Here is a 1,960-nt window from a genome sequence, read left to right as displayed (position 1 = left end):
TACCTTAATGCGAATGATCGATGTCAATGTATTCAACACTGATAAGACGATTCAACAGTCGATTGATGCTGGACGTTAAAAAGTACTTCTGTGTCTCGACGGATAAAGCGGCCAACCCAGTCAATATGATGGGGGCTCCAAAGCGCAATTATGGAAATGTTCTTGATGCGTAAGAGTGAGCAAATTGCCATCTCAACTGCGCGTTTGCTAACGTGGCCTTTTCTGATGGTTCACTGTTGCATGGTTTTAACCAACGTATCCAAAAAATCAGCCGATTGTCGCATCCAAACGATATCAAACGTTATTTGTCACTCCTCAAGATCGGGTGAGCTGWTGTTTGATGTCGTGTATTTTTGGTGAAAATCGCGACATTTTCTTCCCGAAACTCAGTGAAGCATTGCATCTGATTACATTTGCAGACATTGCGGTGAAATACCTAAAACAAAGAGGCTACGAGCCGCATTTATGCGCGGATGAAGATAGAAGCTCGTGAACTGGCGAAAACGCTACCAGCACAAGGCAAATGGCCTTGTCTTTTCAACCGAAAGTGATACGACGGTGAAAGGGATTTCGAAGAGTTTTTCACTGATAAAGAAGTGCTTGATATGGCACGTTTTGAAAATTTGGGCATCATCAAAAATGAATCTCTGTACCAACCGGAGCTGTTGAGTCTTTTTGAAGAACAAATTGCCCAAATGAAGAATACAACGAGCTTGGAGCAAAGAGCAGATTGTGGCGCTCTTCTTTACGATGATMCCTGACTTCGGTCATAAAGAAACGGGCAAATACCTCGATAGCAAGATGTAAGGGTGAAGAAGAATGAACGCACAGTTACTGGTTGAGTTTGTACGCGACYAATACCAAACCCAAGAYTTTATCCATTGCATGCCCTACTTTGCGGGCAATGAGAAAGCGTATGTAATGGAAACCATTGAAAGCACGTTTGTCTCCAGTGTCGGTAAGTTTGTCGATGAGTTTGAACGTAAAATGGAAGCGTTTACTGGTACTCCAAAGGCGGTGGCGACGGTACGAACGGTACCGCTGCCTGCACGCCGCCCTTTACATGGCAGGGGTTGAACGTGGTGATTTCGTGATCACACAAGCGCTGACGTTTGTTGCAACTCGCAATGCGCTTTATCACATGGGTGCCGAGCCGATTTTTGTGGATGTTTCCCCTGTAAGCTTGGGGCTTTGCCCTTAAAGCGATGAGTGCTTTTTAGAAGATAATGCGCAAGTCACTGAGGCAGGTTGCATCCATAAGCAAACGGGCAGAAGAATCAAAGCCCGTAAGTGCCAATTGCACTGACTTTTGGTCATCCGGTAGAATTGGATGAACTGGTTGCTGTTTGTTTGAAATGGAATATCTCGTTAGTCGAGGATGCTGCGGAAAGCCTAGGTTCGTTTTACAAGGGTAAGCACACGGGGACAATCGGGTGATTTTGGCGCGGTGAGTTTCAACGGCAAACAAAATCATTACCACAGGTGGTGGCGGTATGGTGCTTTGCGGGAAGTGAAGAAAGCGGGCAGCGACACTAAGCATGTGACTACGACGGCGAAAGTGCCGCACCCTTATGAATTCTTCCATGATGAGCCCGGCTTCAACTACCGTATGCCGAACTTAAATGCGGCGCTGGGCTGTCGCGCAGATGGAAGATGCTGGAAGGCTAATCTGGCGCAAAAGCGCCAACTTGGCACATCAATACCAAGCGTTTTTCGCCAGCAGCGATGTGACGTTTGTGGTCGAGCCAGAATACGCACAGTCAAACTACTGGCTCAATGCCATCATTTGCGCAGATACACAGCAGCGACAATGAACTGCTTGAGCAAACTAAATGCCGGCCTGGCTGTAATGACTCGCCCAATTTGGCAGTTAATGCACCGTTTACCAATGTTCGAACAAGCCCTGCGTGGGGATTTGACCCATTCAGAATTCATTGAAGCACACCTGATTAACTTACCG

General features: G+C 46.7%; 3 protein-coding genes and 2 pseudogenes. All 5 read left to right on the top strand.

What is annotated here, in order from left to right; genetic code table 11:
• Positions 1–807 (top strand): annotated as a pseudogene (locus CIK04_RS32625) (polysaccharide biosynthesis protein); the annotation flags it as partial.
• A gap of 12 nt (positions 808–819) precedes the next feature.
• Complete coding sequence (locus CIK04_RS36015) at positions 820–1,077, top strand: DegT/DnrJ/EryC1/StrS family aminotransferase (RefSeq protein WP_176463501.1); 258 nt, start codon at positions 820–822, stop codon at positions 1,075–1,077.
• A complete protein-coding gene (locus CIK04_RS36010; protein ID WP_369597215.1) occupies positions 971–1,201 on the top strand; it encodes a DegT/DnrJ/EryC1/StrS family aminotransferase in 231 nt (76 codons plus the stop codon). Before CIK04_RS36015 ends, CIK04_RS36010 begins: the two co-directional genes overlap by 107 nt.
• Before the next feature lie 89 nt (positions 1,202–1,290).
• Entirely contained in the window at positions 1,291–1,437 is a 147-nt protein-coding gene (locus tag CIK04_RS36005) for a DegT/DnrJ/EryC1/StrS family aminotransferase (protein ID WP_369597214.1), read from the top strand.
• Between the two features lie 172 nt (positions 1,438–1,609).
• Positions 1,610–1,960 (top strand): annotated as a pseudogene (locus CIK04_RS36000) (aminotransferase DegT); the annotation flags it as partial.

The organism is Vibrio sp. 03_296 (assembly GCF_002265885.1).
The sequence above is the reverse complement of the archived record's forward strand: the minus strand, read 5'-3'. Positions and strand labels throughout refer to the sequence as shown.